15 protein-coding genes are annotated in these 18088 nt (G+C 70.7%); 9 read left to right on the top strand and 6 right to left on the bottom strand.

The genetic code is table 11. From position 1 onward, the window contains the following. Together OG622_RS46130 and solA are read right to left on the bottom strand one after the other, a co-directional pair. Positions 1 to 1062 (bottom strand): succinylglutamate desuccinylase/aspartoacylase family protein, encoded by a 1062-nt coding sequence (locus OG622_RS46130; RefSeq protein WP_371583067.1) that lies wholly within the window; start codon positions 1060 to 1062, stop codon positions 1 to 3. Between the two features lie 2 nt (positions 1063 to 1064). After that, entirely contained in the window at positions 1065 to 2204 is a 1140-nt protein-coding gene (gene solA / locus OG622_RS46125) for an N-methyl-L-tryptophan oxidase (protein ID WP_371583066.1), read from the bottom strand. A gap of 283 nt (positions 2205 to 2487) precedes the next feature. Here solA and OG622_RS46120 point away from each other — a divergent pair, with 283 nt between their 5' ends. Then, positions 2488 to 3234 carry an IclR family transcriptional regulator gene (locus tag OG622_RS46120; protein ID WP_371584430.1) on the top strand — a complete coding sequence of 249 codons (747 nt, stop codon included), beginning with the start codon at positions 2488 to 2490 and terminating at the stop codon, positions 3232 to 3234. A gap of 332 nt (positions 3235 to 3566) precedes the next feature. Further along, a complete protein-coding gene (locus tag OG622_RS46115; protein ID WP_371584429.1) occupies positions 3567 to 4310 on the top strand; it encodes an IclR family transcriptional regulator in 744 nt (247 codons plus the stop codon). A 133-nt stretch (positions 4311 to 4443) separates the two neighbouring features. On the opposite strand, the gene OG622_RS46110 is transcribed toward OG622_RS46115, so the two are convergent. From OG622_RS46110 to OG622_RS46100, 3 genes are read right to left on the bottom strand one after another with little or no spacing between them, the layout of a single operon-like run. Beyond that, positions 4444 to 5883, bottom strand: a complete 1440-nt coding sequence (locus OG622_RS46110; RefSeq protein ID WP_371583065.1) for an NAD-dependent succinate-semialdehyde dehydrogenase — start codon at positions 5881 to 5883, stop codon at positions 4444 to 4446. Continuing rightward, positions 5880 to 8756 carry an FAD-binding and (Fe-S)-binding domain-containing protein gene (locus tag OG622_RS46105; protein ID WP_371583064.1) on the bottom strand — a complete coding sequence of 959 codons (2877 nt, stop codon included), beginning with the start codon at positions 8754 to 8756 and terminating at the stop codon, positions 5880 to 5882. Before OG622_RS46105 ends, OG622_RS46110 begins: the two co-directional genes overlap by 4 nt. Then, complete coding sequence (locus OG622_RS46100; RefSeq protein ID WP_220644847.1) at positions 8753 to 10021, bottom strand: aspartate aminotransferase family protein; 1269 nt, start codon at positions 10019 to 10021, stop codon at positions 8753 to 8755. The genes OG622_RS46105 and OG622_RS46100 overlap by 4 nt, the downstream gene beginning before the upstream one ends. Positions 10022 to 10269: 248 nt before the next feature. Here OG622_RS46100 and OG622_RS46095 point away from each other — a divergent pair, with 248 nt between their 5' ends. Beyond that, on the top strand, positions 10270 to 11895 hold the full coding sequence (locus OG622_RS46095; RefSeq protein ID WP_371583063.1) for a PucR family transcriptional regulator: 1626 nt from the start codon (positions 10270 to 10272) through the stop codon (positions 11893 to 11895). 446 nt (positions 11896 to 12341) lie between these two features. Continuing rightward, positions 12342 to 13613: an IS256 family transposase gene (locus OG622_RS46090; RefSeq protein WP_371583964.1), complete on the top strand. Its 1272-nt coding sequence runs from the start codon at positions 12342 to 12344 to the stop codon at positions 13611 to 13613. 238 nt (positions 13614 to 13851) lie between these two features. Here the strand turns inward: OG622_RS46090 and OG622_RS46085 are convergent, their stop codons facing one another. Next, the gene (locus OG622_RS46085) at positions 13852 to 14151 is read right to left on the bottom strand and encodes a transposase (RefSeq protein ID WP_371583062.1); all 300 of its coding nucleotides are present in this window, start codon (positions 14149 to 14151) and stop codon (positions 13852 to 13854) included. A 355-nt stretch (positions 14152 to 14506) separates the two neighbouring features. On the opposite strand from OG622_RS46085, the gene OG622_RS46080 reads away from it, so the two are divergent. The 5 genes from OG622_RS46080 (at position 14507) to OG622_RS46060 (ending at position 17899) form a co-directional block, all read left to right on the top strand. After that, positions 14507 to 14878, top strand: coding sequence for a hypothetical protein (locus OG622_RS46080; protein WP_179201225.1), 372 nt, complete (start codon positions 14507 to 14509; stop codon positions 14876 to 14878). Positions 14879 to 14929: 51 nt separating this feature from the next. Then, positions 14930 to 15319 (top strand): hypothetical protein, encoded by a 390-nt coding sequence (locus OG622_RS46075; protein WP_086750407.1) that lies wholly within the window; start codon positions 14930 to 14932, stop codon positions 15317 to 15319. Between the two features lie 672 nt (positions 15320 to 15991). Next, positions 15992 to 16729 (top strand): HAD family hydrolase, encoded by a 738-nt coding sequence (locus tag OG622_RS46070; RefSeq protein WP_371583060.1) that lies wholly within the window; start codon positions 15992 to 15994, stop codon positions 16727 to 16729. A gap of 65 nt (positions 16730 to 16794) precedes the next feature. Next, complete coding sequence (locus OG622_RS46065; RefSeq protein ID WP_371583059.1) at positions 16795 to 16950, top strand: hypothetical protein; 156 nt, start codon at positions 16795 to 16797, stop codon at positions 16948 to 16950. A 442-nt stretch (positions 16951 to 17392) separates the two neighbouring features. Beyond that, positions 17393 to 17899 carry a flavodoxin domain-containing protein gene (locus tag OG622_RS46060; RefSeq protein ID WP_086750409.1) on the top strand — a complete coding sequence of 169 codons (507 nt, stop codon included), beginning with the start codon at positions 17393 to 17395 and terminating at the stop codon, positions 17897 to 17899. Positions 17900 to 18088: the final 189 nt, after the last annotated feature.

Below are 18088 nucleotides of genomic sequence, written 5' to 3'. Positions count from 1 at the left end.
TTACGGGCGGGGGGCCGCCTCGTCGGACCCATGGCCCGCGCCGGGGGTGCGGAGGGTGTCGGGGCTCGGGGCCGTGGCGGGGTCCCACGGCACGGCGAGGGCGGCGAGTTCGGCGCCGGGGGCGACGGTGAGACCGTGCATGGCGTAGAAGATCCGTCCGCCGGCCGGGGCGTGGACCGTGTGCTCCGTGCCGTCGGCCGGGTCGACGATGCGGCCGAGGAGGTCGCCCTCGGCGACTTCGCCGAGGATGTCGGCGTCGAAGGAGAACTCCGGGTACCACAGGCCGGTGGCCTCGGCGGTGACACCGGCGGACCAGACCCACTCCCGGATCGGGGCCGGGGCGGAGCCTTCGTGGTCGAGGACGCCCAGGTGGCGCAGTGCCGTGAGGAGTCCGTCGACGCGGCGGAGGGCCGTGGGCTCGTCCCGCTGTCCGAGTGAGCCGACCTCGACCAGGACCGCCGAGATGCCCCGGCGGGCGGCGGCCGCGTGGCTGTTGCCGCCGTCGGCCTTCAGTCCGAGGATGACGTCCTCGATGCCGAAGGAGCCTGCCAGTTCGGCCGTGGCCTTGTCGAGGTCCGGGTCACCGGTGAGGCGGTATCCGACGAAGTCCCGCAGGACCTGGTCGATGCCGCCGCAGTGCAGGTCGACGTAGACGTCGGCACCGTCGACCAGGTGGGTGAAGAGCCAGGCGGCCAGACGCTCGGTGGGGCCGCCGGCCGGGTCGCCGGGGAAGACGCGGTTGAGGTTCACGCCGTCGACCGGGGAGATGTTGAGCCGGCCCTCGTACACGGCGGGCGGGTTGGCGACGGGGCAGATGATCACCTGCCCGTACACCTCCCCGGGCTCCAGCCTGTCCGCCAGTCGTACGACGGCGTCGATGGGCGTGAACTCGCCGCCGTGCACACCTGCGGTGATGACGACCCGAGGGCCGGGGCGGGAGCCGTTGACCAGGGTCAGCGGGATGTCCGTGGTGAGGGCGCCGAGGTCGGCCCGGACGGTGCCGCGTGCCTTGGTGCCGGGCCGGGCATCGAGGGAGGCGACGGAGAGGGTGGCGTCGTTCATGGTCATGCCTCCGTACGGCCGACGGTGGAGAGGAAGTCGATGGGCTGGGGCGAGGTGCCGTCCAGCGCCAGGTCGGCGGCGATGTCGCCGAAGGCGGGCGAGAGCTTGAAGCCGTGGCCGGAGAAGCCGGCGAGCAGGATCACGTTCTCGGCGCCGGGCAGAGGGCCGACCAGGGGGCGGCTGCTCTCGGTGTAGCCCTCCATGTAGACGGAGAGCCGGGTCGGGTCCGGGTTCAGGTCCGGCATGTGACGCTCGATCAACTCGGAGAAGATCTCCAGTTCCTCGGGCTGCACCGTCCTGTCCAGCTGGTTCGGGTCGCCCGCGGGCTGGTGCAGGGCGCGGGAGAGGCCGAGCTTGACCGAGATGCCGTCCGGGGAGGGCAGGCCGTAGCAGTGGGTGGGCGCGGTCCGGATGAACGCCGGGCGCTCCTCGCCGAACCAGGCCTCGGGGGCGGTCGGCACGTACCAGGCGCTGACCAGGCGGCGGACGTCCACCTCCCACGGCAGGTCGGGCAGCAGGTCGTTGACCCAGGGACCAGGGGTGACGACGACGGTGTCGAAGCGCTCGCTGCCGGAGTCGGTGCGGATCTCGACGCCACCCGCGACGGGGACGATCTCGCGGACCGTGCTGTAGCGGTTGATCACCGCGCCCAGCTGCTCGGCACGGCGGGCGGCGCTCTGGATGGTCAGCTCGGGGCGGATGAAACCGGCGCGGCGGTCGAGCACGGCCGCGTCGCCGTCCTCGATGCGGTACTGGGGGAAACGTTTCGCCAGAAGCTCGACATCGAGCACCTCATGGTCGAGGTCGTGCTCCGCGATGGACTGCAGGACGGTGGCCATCTGGTGGTGCTCGGTCGGCCCCATCAGCAGACATCCGGTCAGCCGGCGCAGCTCGCGGCCGGTCTCCTCCTGCAGCTGCTCCCACAGGGCGTCGGCGTGCTTGAGCAGCGGGACATAGCGGGAGTCCTCGAAGTGCGCGCTGCGGAAGATCCGGGTCTCACCGCCGGCGGCGCCGCGGTCGTGTCCCGGGGCGAACCGGTCGTACCCGACGACCTCGGCGCCGCGGGCCGCCAGCCGCCAGGCGGCCTGGCTGCCCATCGTTCCGACGCCGACGACGGCGACGCGCTTCTTGGCAGCTGACACAGGACTTTCCTTTCGTATCGCCGAGGCGCATGCTGAGCGCCCGACATGAGGCTGGTTGATTCAAGGTGGTTTGGGCGGGGCCGGGTTCTTTCCTCGGGCCCTCGGCTCACAGCCGCCGCGTCTCGCGGCCCCGGCCCACTTCTTCGGAATCTCCTCCGTCGAGTGCCGTGCCACATAGTGGAACGCTGTGCTAGAATCTGGCACGAGAATGACAGCGCCCCGAGGGGGAGTCAAGAGGTGTCCAGCAGAAATTCCGCGGATTAACGGGGGAAACCGGATGGAAATGAAGAGCGTCACGAGATCGCTGCGCATCCTGGAGGCGGTCGCCCAGCATCAGCCGGTCACCGTCGGGGAGTTGACGAAACTCTTCGGCCTGCCGAAGTCGACCGTGCAGCGCACCCTGGTCACCCTGGCCGAGGCGGGCTGGCTGCGCGCGAACCGCAGGGACACCACGCGCTGGGAGATCGGCGCCCGTGTCCTCGCCGTACGACCCGCAGCCCTGCAGGGCTCCAGCCTGTTCGCCGCCGCCCGCGAACCCATGATCCGACTCCGGGACACGGTGAACGAGACCATCCACCTGTCGGTGCCCGACGCACTGCACAGCATGGTCGTCGTCGACCGCGTCGACTGCGACCACCCCGTACGGACCTTCCACACCATCGGCGACACCTCACCCCTGCACGCCACCGCCGTGGGACGCGCGATCCTCGCCCAGCTTCCGAAGCAGGACGTCGAGGAACTCATCACCCAGGGCCTGGAGCGCTTCAGCGACACGACCCCCGCCGACCCCGACGAGCTGCGCGCCGAACTGGACCGGATCCGCACCGACGGCTACGCGGTCAACCGGAATCAGTACCGGCCGGGCGTCTGCGCCTTCGCCGCACCCGTGCTCGACGAGAACGGGACACCGTTGGCCGCCGTGGCCATCTCGATGCCTGACTCCCGGTACGACGTGAAACGGGAGTCCGAGTGGGGTGGCCTCGTGGCCGGCGCGGCAGAGGAGATCAGCGGACGCCTACTGGGCGGCTGACGGAGGCGGTGGCCCAAGAAGGCCCCGACCGGCGAGGGCCGGCTTGCACGCGTCGATGCGCGCAAGCCGGCCCTCTCCGCATGTCAGGGCAGCCGTCGCCCTGGGCCCGACGGGGGGTGTCGGGCCCAGGGCCGCCGCCGCGCGGCACGGCGCGACGGGGGCAGAGGCGCTCCCGCCGCTCATCGCCGGGAAGGCCATGGGGCCCCATCTCCCCTTCATGCCGCATTGTGGAACGCCATGCTAGAATGCGGCATGAATCATGCCCGCGGCTCCGGGGAGGGAGTCAAAGGTGAGCGACGAAGCCACGCGACTGATGGGGGCCCCGGATGGAAATGAAGAGCGTCATCAGGTCACTGCGCATCCTGGAGGCGGTCGCCCGGCATCAGCCGGTCACCGTGGGCGAGTTGACGAAGCTCTTCGGCCTGCCGAAATCGACGGTGCAGCGCACCCTGGTCACCCTCAACGAGGCGGGCTGGCTCCGGGCCAACCGCAGGGACACCACGCGCTGGGAGATCGGCGCCCGCGTCCTCGCCGTACGACCCGCAGCTCTCCAGGGCTCCAGCCTGTTCGCCGCCGCCCGCGAACCCATGATCCGACTCCGGGACACGGTGAACGAGACCATCCATCTCTCGGTGCCCGACGCACTGCACAGCATGGTCGTCGTCGACCGCGTCGACTGCGACCACCCCGTACGAACCTTCCACACCATCGGCGACACCTCACCCCTGCACGCCACGGCCACCGGGCACGCGATCCTCGCCCATCTCCCGAATCCCGAGGTCGACGAGTTCGCGACGGGCACGTTCGAGGGGTACGGCGAGGAGACCATCACCGACCCCGAGGAGCTGCGCACGGAGCTCCAGCGGGTCAGGGAGCGTGGCTACGCCGTCAACCACAACCAGTACCTCCAGGGGATCTGCGCCATCGCGGCACCCGTCCTGGACGGTGACGGCGTCCCACTGGCCGCCGTGGCCGTCTCCCTGCCCGACTCCCGCTTCGAGCCCGGCCGGCTCGCCGAGCTGGGGCAGCTGGTGACCGAGACGGCGGCCGAGATCACCGCCCGCCACATGCGCTGAGTACGCCTTCGGCCCGGCCCGCCCGCGGCGAGACCGCCCCTTCCCCGCGCCCGGCCAGGAAGACAGATCGGCCGGGCACGGGGTGGCCCACGCGGTGCGCGACGGGGCGTATGTCAGGGCAGGACCGCCGCCGTCATCGCACAGGCACCGCGAGGTACTGGTACTCAAGGAACTCTTCGATCCCGACCCGGCCGCCCTCGCGGCCCAGCCCGGACTGCTTGACACCGCCGAACGGCGCGGCCGGGTTGGAGACGAGGCCGGTGTTGACGCCGACCATGCCCACCTCCAGACGCTCGCTGACCCGCAGGGCGCGGTCCAGGCCCTCGGTGAAGACATAGCCGACCAGGCCCCAAGGGGTGTCGTTGGCCCGGCGGATCACCTCGTCCTCGTCGTCGAAGGTGAGGATCGCCGCGACCGGGCCGAAGATCTCCGTGTCCATCAGGCGACTGTCGGAGGCGACGTCGGTGAGCACGGTCGGCGGGTAGAAGCAGCCCGGCCCCTCGGGCGTACGGCCACCGACGAGCACCCGGGCGCCGCGCTCCACCGCGTCGGCCACCAGCTCCTCGACCTTGGCCCGTCCGACCCTGTCGATCAGCGGGCCGACGTCGACGCCGTCCCGGGTGCCGGGGCCCACGACCAGCGCGCCCATGCGCTCGGCCAAGCGCCGCCCGAACTCCTTCGCCACGGAGGTGTGGACGAAGAAGCGGTTGGCGGCGGTGCAGGCCTCGCCCATGTTGCGCATCTTGGCGAGCATCGCGCCGTCGACCGCCTTGTCCAGGTCGGCGTCCTCGAAGACGACGAACGGCGCGTTCCCGCCCAGCTCCATCGAGGTTCGCACGACCGCCTCCGCGCTCTGGGCGAGCAGCAGGCGTCCCACGTTGGTGGAGCCGGTGAAGGACAGCTTACGGATCCGCCCGCCGCGCAGGAGCGGTTCGCACACCTCTCCCGCGCGGGAGGTGGTGACGACGTTGAGCACGCCGTCGGGCAGCCCGGCCTCCTTGAGGATCGCGGCGAGAGCCAGGCTGGACAGAGGGGTCTGCGGGGCCGGCTTGAGGATCATCGTGCAGCCGGCGGCGATCGCCGGGCCGATCTTGCGGGTGCCCATGGCCAGCGGGAAGTTCCACGGGGTGATCAGCAGACAGGGGCCGACGGGGCGGCGGGAGAGCAGCATGCGGTTGCGGCCGTCGGGCAGGACGCCGTGGCCGCCGTCGATACGGACGGCCTCCTCGGAGAACCAGCGGAAGAACTCCGCCGCGTACGCCACCTCTCCCCTGGCCTCGGCCAGCGGCTTGCCCATCTCGGCCGTCATCAGGTGGGCCAGCTCGTCGGTGCGCTCGACAATGATCTCGTACGCCCGGCGCAGGATCTCGCTGCGCACCCGGGGCGCCGTACGGGCCCACTCCTCCTGCGCCTGAACGGCGGCCTCCTCGGCGCGCTGGGCGTCCTTGGCGCCCGCGTCGGCGACGTGCGCGATGATCTCACCGGTCGCGGGGTCGTCCACGGGCATGGTGGCGCCGTCCGCGGCGTCCGCCCAGGCCCCGCCGATGAACAACTGCGTGGGTGTGTCGGTCATGGGGTTCCTCCTGGTTGAACGGCTTGATCGGCGGCAGGGTCGAGGAGTTCCGCGAGGTGCAGGGCCCGGAGGCCCCGGTCACCGGCGAGATGGTCGATCTGGGTGGCGCAGCTGAAGCCGTCGGCCACGACGACGGTCGGCGTGTCCTGGCCGATGCCGTCGAGGCGTGGCTTCAGAGCCAGGCCGGCGACGGCCATCGAGGTGTCGTAGTGCTGTTCCTCGAAGCCGAAGTTCCCGGCGAGTCCACAGCAGCCCTCGGCCTCGTCGACCTTGCCCACACCCAGTCGGCGCAGCAGGTCGGTGGGGCGGCTGCCCTTGAAGGTGGCGTACTCGTGGCAGTGGGTCTGCAGGACGACGTCGTCGGGGAGCTCGCGGGGCGTCCAGTCGGCGGCGGCCAGGTCGGTCAGGGCGCCGGTGAAGGTGTGGACGCGGTCCGCGACCCGACGGGCGGCGTCCGTCCCGAGGAGCTCGGGCACGTCGCGCTTGAGCGCGGCGGCACAGCTTGGCTCGGCCACGATGATGGGCCGGTCGTCGCCGTTGTCGAGGTGGGCGACGGTGCGGGCCATGATCCTGCGGGCCACGGTCAGCTGGCCGGTGCTGACCCAGGTCAGGCCGCAGCACAGGCCGTCCTGAGCCGTGCAGGGGATTCCCGCGTCGGCGAGCACGCGGCTCGCGGCTCCCGCGACCTCGGGACGGAAGGCGCGGGTGAAGCTGTCGACGAAGAGCAGGGCCTTCGCCGGTTCGCCGCTCTTCACCTTGCGCAGGACCCGGCGCAGGCTGCGCCGGGGGGCGAAGGCGGGGATCCTGCGCTTCGTCGTGACGCCTCCAAGACGGGCGAGCAGTGTGCCGATCGGTCCGCGCAGCAGGACGTTGAGGGGGCGGGCGGCGTATCCGGCGAGGGCGGAGGTCAGGGGCAGCCAGCCCAGCGAGTAGTGGGAGCGGGGACGGATCCTGCCCTTGTAGTGCTGGTGCAGGAACTCCGCCTTGTACGTGGCCATGTCGACACCGACCGGGCAGTCGCTGGAGCACGCCTTGCAGGACAGGCACAGATCGAGGGCGTCGCGGACCTCCGTCGAGCGCCAGCCGTCCTGGATGGTCTCCCCCCGCACCATCTCCTGGAGGAGGCGAGCCCGGCCCCGCGTGGAGTCGCTCTCCTCCCCCGTGGCCCGGTAGCTGGGACACATCACGCCGCCCACGTCGCTGCGGCAGCGGCCGACGCCGACACAGCGGCGGGCGGCGCCCGCGAAACCGTCCTCGTCATGCGGGAAGGTGAACTCCGTCGCCAGGGGCTGGATCTGGTGCAGCGCGAGATCGGCGTCGAGCGGGGCCGGAGCCACGATGACGCCCGGATTCAGCAACCCCTCGGGATCAAAGACCTGCTTGAAAGCGGCAAACGCTTGGATCATCCGATGGCTGTACATGACCTCCAGCAACTCGCCGCGCGCCCGCCCGTCCCCGTGCTCGCCCGACAGCGTTCCGCCATGGGCGACGACCAGGGCGGCCGCCTCGTGCAGGAAGCGGCGGGCGGCGGCGCGGCCCTCGTCCGTGGCGAGGTCGAAGTCGATGCGCACGTGGACGCACCCCGCGCCGAAGTGCCCGTACATCACGCCGGTGAGCCCGTGGTCGGCCAGGAGTTCGCGGAAGTCCCGCAGGTAGCCGGCGAGGTTCTCCGGTGCGACGGCCGAGTCCTCCCAGCCCGGCCACGACTCTCCGCCGTCGACGAGGCGGGCGGCCAAGCCCGCCCCGTCCTCGCGGACCCGCCACAGGGAGCGGCGCTGGGACGCGCTCTGCACGACCCGCCCGCCGGTCATCCGGCCCTGTGCCTTGAGCACGTCGAGGAGCTCGGCCGCGCGCGTATTGACCGTGGCCTCGTCGTCGCCGTCGAGCTCGACGTACAGCCAGGCGCGCCCCTCGGGCAGTCCCGTGACGGAGTCGGGGCCGCGGCGGGCGCGCATGGTGGCGACGATCGCCTCGTCCATGCCCTCGACGGCGGTCGGATTCCACCGCAGGATCTCCGGCACATCCTCGGCCGCGTCGACGACGTCGTCGTAGCCGAGGGTCAGCAGCGCCGAAGCCTGTGCGGTCGCCACCAGGCGGACCGTCGCGGCGGTGACGACCGCACAGGAGCCCTCGGTGCCAACCAACGCGCGGGCCATGTCGAAGCCGCGCTCGGGCAGCAGGTGGTGCAGCTGGTAGCCGGAGACCTGACGAGGGATCTGGCCCAGCTCGGTCCTGATCGGCCCCAGGTTGTCGCCGATCAGGCGTCGTACGTCCGCTTCGAGGCGGGTGACGTGGTCGGTGTCGCGTGGGTCGATCGGGTGCAGGCCGGTACGGTCGGCGACGGCCCGCACACCGTCGGCCGTCACGATCTCCAGCGCCTCGATGTGGCTGCTGGTCCGCCCGTGCCGCACGGACCGGTTGCCGCACGCGTCGTTGCCGACCATCCCGCCGATGGTGCAGCGGCTGTGCGAGGACGGGTCGGGGCCGAAGGACAGCCCGTGCAGGGCGGTCGCGCTCTGCAGCGCGTCGAGGACGACTCCGGCCTCGACACGCGCGGTCCCGCCGGCCGGGTCGATGTCCAGGATCCGGTTCATGTACCGGGAAAAGTCCACGACGACGCCCGGCCCGACCGCGTTGCCGGCCATGCTGGTGCCGCCGCCGCGCGCGGTGATGGGGACGCCCGTCTCCTTACAGGCCCGCAGCACCGCGACCACGTCGTCGGCGCTGCGGGGGAAGGCCACAGCCTGCGGGGGGACACGGTAGTTGGAGGCGTCGTAGGCGTACGGGCCGAGGGCGCCCGGGCCGGATTCCACCCGCAGGCCGGGAGCCGTCTCGGTGAGGCGGGCGGTCAGCCGCGCCACGCTGTCGCTCATCGCGGCGATGCTCCTGAGGTACCGGCCTCGACCGCGGTCGCCCATGCCTGGAGGCCCTCGTCCACCGCCGTCTCGTCGATGACGAGTGCCGGGATCATCCGTACAACCTGGTTCCAGGCGCCGCACAGCAGCAGGAGCAGGCCCTCGTCGATCGCGGCGCGCTGCACGCGGGCGGCGGTCTCGGGGTCGGGGCTGCCGTCCTCGGTGACGAACTCGGTGGCCAGCATCAGGCCCAGGCCGCGGACGTCGCCGATGCCCGGCGTGCGGTCGGCCACCGCCTCCAGGCCGTGACGCAGCCGCTTACCCATCGCGTCGGCGTTCTCCACGAGCCTCTCGTCGCGTACGACGTCGAGGGTGGCGACGGCCGCCGCGCAGGCCACGGCGTTGGCGCCGTAGGTGCCGCCCTGCGAGCCCGGCCACGCCTTGGCCATCAGCTCCTCGGAGGCGGCGATGCCGGACAGCGGGAAGCCGCTGGCCAGGCCCTTGGCGGTGACGAGGATGTCCGGGGTGACGCCGAAGTGGTCGTGGCCCCAGAAACGGCCGGTGCGGCCGACGCCCGTCTGCACCTCGTCGAGGATGAGCAGGAAGCCGTGCCGGTCGGCCCGCTCCCGCAGACCCTCCATGAACGCGCGGGTGGCGGGCACGTAGCCGCCCTCGCCGAGCACCGGCTCGACGATGATCGCGGCCGTGTCGGCGGGCGAGGAGATCGTCTGGAGGGTGTAGTCCAGCTCCCGCAGGGCGAAGCGGGTCGCGGTCTCCTCGTCCCAGCCGTAGCGGTAGGCCGACGGGAACGGGGTGACGACCACGCCGCTCATCAGCGGGGAGAAGCCGGACCGGAAGCGGGTGCCGGAGGTGGTCATGGAGGCGGCGGCCACCGTACGGCCGTGGAAGCCGCCGTGGCAGACGATGACGTTGGGACGGCCGGTGGCCTGACGGGCCAACCGCAGGGCGGACTCGACGGCCTCGCTGCCGGAGTTGGTGAAGAACAGACTGTCCAGCCCGGCCGGCAGCACTTCGCCCAGCTTCTCGACGAGTTGCCGCAGCGGCCGGTGCATGACGGTCGTGTACTGGCCGTGCACCAGCGTGCCCACCTGCTCCTGCGCCGCCGCCACGACCTTCGGATGGCAGTGCCCGGTGCTGGTGACGCCGATACCGGCGGTGAAGTCGAGATAGCGGCGGCCGTCCTCACCGTAGAGGTGGACGCCCTCGCCCCGGACCGCCACCACGGGCGTGGCCTGGCGAAGGTGTGGCGACAGTGCGGTCATGTTCGTCTCCCGGCCTCGGTGTTCGGTCTGCTGCGGTATCCCGAGCATCTCCGCGGACCAGGGGTGCGCCAACCTACGATCTGTCCGGCCGGGCCGCGACATCCGGACGTTGTGTCAGCCTCATCGGGGGCATGCCGGGTGCCGATCGCTCACGGACCGCTCTTGCGCAGGTCAGCGACGCTTGTCACAGTGGCCGGGCACTCCCGGGCGCTGGCCCGTGCCCGAGCAAGGGACCCCATGGAGACACCGTGAGCGACAACCACCCGGCCGGCCATGGGCCCACCCGCACAGTCACCGTCGCCGACGTCCTGGCCCTTCCCGTCCTGGCCGCCGGACAACCCCGGGTCGTCACCGGTGTGCCCCACCTGGACCGGCCGGTCGGGTGGGTCCACATCACCGAACTGACCGATCCCGCGTCCTTCCTCAAGGGCGGCGAACTCGTCCTGACCACCGGAATGCCGCTCCCGGACGACGTGGCCGGCGTGCGCCGGTACGTCGACGAACTCGCCGACGTCGGGGCCGCGGCGCTGGTCATCGAACTCGTACGTCGCTATCACCGCCCGCCGGACGCACTCGTCGACGCCTGCCACCTGCGTGGCCTTCCCCTCGTCACGCTCGCCAAGGACGTCAACTTCCTGGAGGTCACCCAGGTCGTGCACGCCCTCCTGCTCGGCAACCAGGCGGACGCGATGCGCCGCACCCAGCGCATCCACGAGGCGTTCACCGCCCTGACCCTGCGCGGTGCCGGCCCGGAGGACGTGGTGCGTGCGGCGGCGGAGATGTGCGGCCGCACGGTCGTCCTGGAGAACCTGGTGCACCAGGCACTGATCTGCGAACCGTCCGGGGGCACGGTGGAGGAGGCGCTCACCGGCTGGGAACAGCGCTCCAGAGCCACCGGGGCCGACGATCACACGGCGACCCGCGGCCCGGCGGGCTGGCTCACCGCACCCGTCGAGTACCAGGGCGAGCGCTGGGGCCGCGTGGTCATGCTCCCGGCACGCGCCGACGGCCCCGCCTTCGGGCCGGAGGACATCACCGTGCTGGAGAGGACCGCGATGGCACTGACCGTCGCCCGCCTCATCCACTCCACGCCCTGGGAACGCACCGCGCACCGCAACGCCCTGCGCGACCTGGTGGACCAGCGCCACCGCTCCGCCGAGGACGCCCGCGCCCGCTGCGCCGCGCTGGGCCTGCCGACGGATCGAAGCCGGTTCGTCGCGATCCTGGTGGAACTCCGCACGGGCGGAGGGGGAACCGAGCCCGAGACCCGTCTGTGCCAGGAGCTGCGGACGGCAGGCATCTCGGCCCTCGTCGGCGAGCTGGCCCCCGACCGCCTCGGCATCCTGCTGGCTCTGCGTCCCTCCCAGCCCTGGCGCCTCATCGTCGAACGGCTGTGCAGCACCGCACTGGGCCTGGCCCCGCAGGCAGTGGTGAGCGTCGGCTCGGAGATCGCGGACCTCGCCGACGCCCCACGCTCGTTCCGCGAGGCGGCCCGCGTCGCCGAGGCCACCCCACCCGGCCAGCCCCTCCCCCCGGACCGGTCCTTCCACGAGCTGTCCGACATCGGCCTGCACCGCCTGCTGTACGCCCTCCGCGACGACACCCGCATCCAGGAGTACGCCGAGCAGCAGCTCGGGCGGCTCATCGATCACGACACCCAGCACGGCACCGACCTGCTGACGACCCTGCGCCACTACCTCGAAGCGGCCGGCAACAAAACCACCGCCGCACGCCGGGGCAGCCTCTCCCGCGAAACCATGTACCAACGCCTGCGCACCATCGAGCGTCTCCTCGACCGCGACCTGGAATCCGGCGAACAGCGCACCGAACTCCACGCGGCGCTCACGGCACTCGATGTGCTGCGAGCCCACTGACGGGCTGCGGCCTCGGCAGCGCTACTCCCACCACCGGCCTGGTCACACCAAGGCTACGAGAGGCACGACCGCACGGGCCTTACCGAGGACGCGCATCAAGCGGTCACGGTCGCTGAACGCTGTCCTGTGTCAGGAGTCAGGCCCGGATCCGGGACAGCATCCTCTCCCGCCCGTCACAGCCCCTCCCCCCAGAAACACAGGGCATGCTCAGTGCCAGCACCCGGAGCACCCTGGATCAGACACCGGCCGATCATTCCGCGGCACAGAGTCCGACATCTTGGTTCAGGTTGCTTCACCACCAGTGCGGGGGAGTGTCATGAATTAGGTGTGATCCTTCCCGAAGGAGTCATCTGATGAATGCGACGACAGGTCACCTGATTGAGGCCGTAGACCGCGTGTCGCTTGCCGTGGCCGACGGCAGTGTCCAGGGTGCCGACGTGAAGTCGATGCCGGTGTCTGAGAACGGTCTGTCCAGCGAATTGCTGGAGGAGCTGGCCGCGCTCGCGGCCGAGAAGGTCCATGGCGGCGAAGGGCTGCGGCTGATGGGCGAGGGCGGGCTGCTGCCCGAACTGGCCCAGCATCTGATGCAGGCCGCCCTGGAGGCCGAGATGGACGAGCACCTCGCCGCCGAGGCCGGCCGGGTCGGCGGGCGCGGGTCCCGCTCGGGCGGCAACATGCGCAACGGCTACCGGGCCAAGAAGGTCATGACGGAGGTCGGCGCCGTGACGGTGCAGGTCCCCAGAGACAGGCTGGGCACCTTCCGGCCCCGGCTGCTGCCCGTGCACGCCCGCCGCACCGGCGCGCTGGACGACCTGGTGCTCTCACTGACCGCGAAGGGCCTGACCTCCGGCGAGATCGTCTCCCACCTCGCCCAGACGTACGGGATGACGACCACGAAGGAGACCATCTCCACGATCACCGACAAGGCCCTGGAATCGATGGCGGAATGGCGCACCCGCCCGCTCGATCCGGTCTACCCTGTCGTCTTCATCGACGCCGTGCACGTCAAGATCAGGGACGGTCACGTCGCCAACCGGCCGGTCTACGTGGCCGTCGCGGTCACCGCGGACGGCTACCGCGAGATCCTCGGACTGTGGGCCGGCAACGGCGGCGAGGGCGCCAAGTACTGGCAGACCGTCCTGACCGAGATCAAGAACAGAGGCGTCCGCGACGTGCTCATGCTGGTCTGCGACGGGCTGAGCGCCCTGCCCGACGCGGTGAACACCGTCTGGCCCCAGACCGTCGTGCAGACCTGCGTGGTCCACCTCATCCGCGCCAGCCTGCGCTACGCATCGCGCCGCGACTGGGCCGAGGTCGCCCGCGACCTCAAGCCCGTCTACACCGCCGTCAACGAGGAAGAGGCCCGGCAACGGCTCGCGGACTTCGACGCCACGTGGGGCAAGCGCTACCCCTCGATCGCCGGCACCTGGCAGCGGGCCTGGAGCGAGTTCGTACCCTTCCTCGGCCTGCCCGACGCCATCCGCCAGGTCGTCTACACCACCAACGCCATCGAGTCCCTCAACGCCCGCTACCGGCGCGCGGCCCAGGCCTGCGGGCACTTCCCCAACGAGCAGGCCGCCCTCAAACGCCTCTACCTCGCCACCCTCGCCCTCGACCCCACCGGCCGCGGCCGCCAGCGCTGGAACAACCGCTGGAAGTCCGCCCTCAACGAGTTCGACGTCCTCTTCGACGGCCGCCTTACCGCCGGACGAGTGTAGGCCGAACAGCCCACCCACCAACTCGTAGGCCAAACAGACGAATCACACCTAATTCCTGATAGACCCCAGTGCGGCGCCTCTCGACGGCAGTAGGACAGGGCACCAACGAGCTGGCGTTCGGGTGGCCGCGCGGCGGCTCTCGTCGTGGGCCCTCGAGGAGGCGTTCGCAGACGCCGCAGAAGGATCGAGGAGCGGACGCTCGCTGCTCCGACGCTGTTGGTTAATTCGGGTGCTGGTCCTACTTCGTCCCGTCGAGTTGTTGCTCGGCGGGACGAAGTGCTGCGAAGTGGCGGGTGCGGGCTCGGGGTGTGTCGGTGAGGTGGGCGTCGATGCGGGCGAGGTTGATGGCAGCGCCGGTGAGCTGGTGTTGCAGGGCCGTCTTGGTCAGGCCGCGGTAGCGGGATCTGCGCAGGCCACAGCGCTGGATGGCTTGGGAGATGGTGCCTTCGACTCCGGCGCGGGTCTTGTAGCCGTCTTGCGCCGTCACCTCTGAGAAATGGCGGTGAGCTTGATGCCAACTATCCTTCTTTTGTGCCAACTATAAATCCTCGTCACAACACAGTGTGACCGGGCTCGCTAGTTGGCACCAGGCCGCGTTCACGACCTGCACTGATGCCAAGTAGCTTCAGCGGCCGGAGACGTAGAATCAGCGAAATAGTTGGCACTTTGGTACAGCGCAGGTCATGAGGCGTGTGTCGCCATAGAGGGGCCAGAGACCTTCGGCGGTGACAGCTTGCGATCAGGTCCGAGGAATACCCGTCAGTCGCAGCGCAGCGGCCGTCCGCCGCACGAGCCCTTTCGCAGGGGGCGGCCTGGCTGTCGGTCTTCTCCGGGATCGTGTGGCTGATGCCCCGTTTGCCGCAGGTAATCGCGGCAGTCCATTGCTGTAAGCCTTGTCGCCCGCCAGGCTGTCGGGTCTTGACCCAAGGCGCCTCGGTGTCGTCCCCCCTGAGGCGGACGCCGAGCCCTGCGGTCCGGGCAAGAAGAGCGCCCTGCCCTTGATGGAGATCGTCCGCGACACGATCCGTGAGGACCTCGGCGACGAATTCCCGAAGCTCACCATCGAGGTCATCGGCCGCCGCCGGGCCGCACTCGTCCGGTTCGGCAACCCGGTCGCACCTGGACAGGCCGACTTCACGGCGGACGTGATGACCGCGATCCCGCACCCATCGGGCCGTGGGCTGTACATCCCGAACACGAAGATCGCGGACCAGTGGGACCGTGCTGACCCGGTGAGCCGTCTCTGCCAGTCAGCGCCGGGGTGATCTTCGCGTGTCAGCGAACGTGATTTTTCTGACCTTAGGGACAATCCGCACATGCAGCCGCTGCCGATTCCGTGTCCCGCCCACCTCGTCCCGGACGCAAGCGGCACCGCCGCTTTCCACACGGCATACCGGCAGGCCATGGCGCACCGCGCCGTGTTCGTCGCCATCGAATCCGACGGCCCGCAGTGGACCGTGAAGGCGGACACCCTCACTGCCGGCCCCGGGCACACGGTCGACGACATCGTCAACGACGCCATCCGGGCCTCGATCACCCACATGATCCAGAACCGCGAGATCGGCGCGGACGCCTACACAGGCCCCATCTACTTCATGATGCACAACGTCTCAAGCGAAGAACGAGCCCGTGAACTCGCAGCCGCACTCCACGCCGCCCTGCACGGAGACCTGGAACCCCTCCACCGCGCCGTCGCACCCACCTGAGCCGAACGCCATGAGGTCCCGGAAATGGGTCGCCGGTGACGCGCCATGCCGGTGTGGCGGCTACGGCGCATGGCCGACCTGCCCGCCCACGCGAGCGCGATGCCCGAACACACCACAGCTGGGGCGACGAGTGGCCGTACTGTCCGGCTCTCACCGAGCCGAGACGATCGGCCCGCCAGACATAATGATCAAGGACATATGCCAGTGCCCTCTGCCGAGGCAAAGGGCACTGACCGAGGGCAGCGTGGGCAGAAGGCGGAGTGAGACTCGGTTCGGTGAGCGCCTTCTCCAGGTTGGCGTCCACAAGCCTCGTCGTGCCCGAGGCGACAAGACGCTGCCAGCAGGAATCGCCGCCTACCTGACGCTCCCGCCGACCGAGCAAATGAGCTGATGTCTCCGCGGTCAGATGGCTCCCGGCGCCGTGCTCAGAGGCTAGGAACGCACGATGACCATCGCACAGGCGGGACATCCGGAGCAGACGCCGCCCACGGAACCGGCGGACTCGACACTTGTGCTGGTCTCTCCCGCGACGTCATCGGCGCCCCGCGTACAGCGTGTTCCACCAGGCCCTGCCCCAGGCCAACGGCACGCTGGTGAAGGTGTTCGGCTGGTACGACAACGAGTGGGGCTGCACCCAACCGGCTCTCGACCTCACGGCACGGGTGACGGAGGATGAGCACAAAACCGGGCAGGACTGCTATGCCGCGCGCGCTGCGGGGCACAGTTGCTGTCGTCTTCGACACCGACGGCGTCATCACGGACTCCGCGCGGGTGCACGCCGCCGCGTGGAAGACGGCGTTCGACGCCTTCCTGACTCCGCACGGCCAGCACCCCTTCGATGTGGGGGACGACTATCTACGTCACGTCGACGGCAAGTCGCGTCTCGACGGAGCGCGGGCCTTCCTCCAGTCCCGGGGCCTGAATCCGTCCGAAGTCGACGTCCGGGCCGTCGCCGCGGACAAGGAGCGGCTGTTCACCGAGCGGCTGCGGGAACACGGTGTCGACGCCTACCCCGGCACGGTCCGGCTGTTGCGCGCTCTGCGCGCGGCCGGCATCCCGCTGGCCGCCGCCTCAGCCTCCCGGCACGCATGCGAACTCCTCGAACACGCCGGAGTGCGGGACCTCTTCGACGCCCTGGTGGACGGCGCGGAGGCCGCTCGTCTTCACCTGCCCGGCAAGCCCGACCCCGCCCTCTTCCTGGAGGCGGCCCGCCGCCTCGGTGTCCCCGCGAGCCGTGCGGCCGTCGTCGAAGACGCCCTGGCCGGAGTCGAGGCCGGGCGGCGCGGCGGCTTCGGCCTGGTCATCGGCGTGGACCGGGCCCACACCCCGGGTACGCGTGCCGAACTGCTGAAGCGCGGTGCGGACCTGGTGGTCGACGACCTCGCGGAGCTGCTCGCGGCCGAGGACTGACGAGGCGCGACAGGATCTGGGAGTACGAGGACTGCGACCCGGCACAGGAGCGCATACGCGAGTCCTTGTGCATCCTGGGCAACGGATACTCCGCGGCCCGGGGCGCGCCCTCCGAGTACGTCGCCGATTCCGCGCACGGCAGCCGACCCGTCGACCTCCAAGCACCGGAACAGTTGCTGCGGCTGCCCCGCACCGCAGCGGGGCACAGCGGGGAGCCGTGATGAGGTCGTGTACGTCGTGGTCGGTGAGCAGGGAGAGCTCGGACAACCCGGCGGAGTGGCGGCCGACCATCTCATCAGCGGGCTGCCGGTAGTGGGCGACGATGAGAAGGTCGTAGGGGGATCTCCGAGACGGACCCGCTGGTCCGGCAGGCCGAGGCCCCCGACCCGAGGGAGGTGCTGGTGCGCGCCCTGTGGCCGGCGCCGCGGAGCGCGGACGTCTCCGCGAGAACGTGTTCACGCTCGACAGCGCATGGAACGCACACAAAGAGTAGCGAGACGGAGATCGCCGCTTCCCTGACGCACCAGACCGACGGCGTGGTCGCGGTGGTCGACAAACTCGCCTACCACCTGGACGACTCGCGACTCCAGCCGGACGAGCAGACGCTGCACGGCGTCACCGACGACTGGCTGCGAAGGCTCTGACGAGAGGAGGCGAACCGCCGTGCTCAGCAACGTGTTGGTCGCCTACGGAACCACGAACGGATCGACCGCGCAGATCGCCGAGACCATCGCCGACGTGCTGCGTAAGGAGGGAACGTCGGCCGACGCCTCGGCCGCCCGGTCGGTGAGGAGCATGGAGTCCTACGACGCCGTGGTGCTCGGCGGCGGGCTGTACGCCGGGCGCTGGCACAAGGACGCCCGCCGCTTCGCTCGCCGCCACCGCCGCGCACTGGCCGAACACCCGCTGTGGCTGTTCAGCAGCGGCCCGCTCGACGCCTCGGCCTCGGAGCGGGACATCCCACCGGTGCCCGGAGTGAAGCGGATCATGATCCGGCTCGACGCTGTCGAGCACATCACCTTCGGTGGCCGCCTGGAAGAGGGCGCGAAGGGTTGGGTCGCACGGATGATCCTCCGCTCCGGAAAGGGCGGTGACTTCCGCGACTTCACCCAGATCGAGGAGTGGGCGGCGCGGATCGCCACCGGGCTGGTGCGGGCGGACGCAAGGTGAGGAGACTGTCGTGCTGATTCTGATGACGCGTGGCCAGGCAAGCGATCCTGGGAGGACGTCGCCGACCCGGTGACCCAGTGCGGGGCGATGTGATGGCGCGGGCCGACCCGGTCACCGGAAAGAGTGATCGACACCGTGGGCGCCGCGCCGACATCGCCCGCCGGGCTTGCTGTACCGCTGGCCACGGAC

Source organism: Streptomyces sp. NBC_01314 (genome assembly GCF_041435215.1).
Lineage (GTDB): Bacteria > Actinomycetota > Actinomycetes > Streptomycetales > Streptomycetaceae > Streptomyces.
Note: the sequence above shows the minus strand (reverse complement) of the source record. Positions and strands in the feature narration are given on the sequence as shown.

Coding starts and splice junctions, on each gene's coding strand:
- OG622_RS46130 (WP_371583067.1), bottom strand. CDS start 1,062: ATGAACGACGCCACCCTCTCCGTCGCCTCCCTCGATGCCCGGCCCGGC.
- OG622_RS46120 (WP_371584430.1), top strand. CDS start 2,488: ATGAAGAGCGTCACGAGATCGCTGCGCATCCTGGAGGCGGTCGCCCAG.
- OG622_RS46115 (WP_371584429.1), top strand. CDS start 3,567: ATGAAGAGCGTCATCAGGTCACTGCGCATCCTGGAGGCGGTCGCCCGG.
- OG622_RS46110 (WP_371583065.1), bottom strand. CDS start 5,883: ATGACCGACACACCCACGCAGTTGTTCATCGGCGGGGCCTGGGCGGAC.
- OG622_RS46105 (WP_371583064.1), bottom strand. CDS start 8,756: ATGAGCGACAGCGTGGCGCGGCTGACCGCCCGCCTCACCGAGACGGCT.
- OG622_RS46100 (WP_220644847.1), bottom strand. CDS start 10,021: ATGACCGCACTGTCGCCACACCTTCGCCAGGCCACGCCCGTGGTGGCG.
- OG622_RS46090 (WP_371583964.1), top strand. CDS start 12,342: ATGCCGGTGTCTGAGAACGGTCTGTCCAGCGAATTGCTGGAGGAGCTG.
- OG622_RS46075 (WP_086750407.1), top strand. CDS start 14,930: ATGCAGCCGCTGCCGATTCCGTGTCCCGCCCACCTCGTCCCGGACGCA.
- OG622_RS46070 (WP_371583060.1), top strand. CDS start 15,992: ATGAGCACAAAACCGGGCAGGACTGCTATGCCGCGCGCGCTGCGGGGC.